1 protein-coding gene is annotated in these 409 nt (G+C 51.6%); it reads left to right on the top strand.

The window, feature by feature from the left end:
• The coding region (locus KPY62_RS13565; RefSeq protein WP_216583473.1) for a replication endonuclease at nucleotides 1-409 on the top strand (409 nt) is incomplete at both ends.

A 409-nucleotide genomic window follows, 5' to 3' on the forward strand; every position in this document is an offset into this window, starting at 1 on the left:
GTGATGGGCAGTATTTCTAATCCTGAAATTCGCCGGATGGAGCTGATGAACACCATTGCCGGTATTGAGCGTTACGCCGCCGCAGAGGGTGATGTGGGGATGTTTATCACGCTGACCACGCCGTCAAAGTATCACCCGACACGTCAGGTCGGAAAAGGAGAAAGTAAAACCGTCCAGCTTAATCACGGCTGGAACGATGAGGCATTTAATCCGAAGGATGCGCAGCGTTATCTCTGCCGTATCTGGAGCCTGATGCGCACGGCATTCAAGGATAATGATTTACAGGTCTACGGTTTGCGTGTCGTCGAGCCACACCACGACGGAACGCCGCACTGGCATATGATGCTTTTTTGTAATCCACGCCAGCGTAACCAGATTATTGAAATCATGCGTCGCTACGCGCTCAAAG

This window comes from Psychrobacter sp. TAE2020 (genome assembly GCF_018919485.1).
Taxonomy (GTDB): domain Bacteria; phylum Pseudomonadota; class Gammaproteobacteria; order Pseudomonadales; family Moraxellaceae; genus Psychrobacter.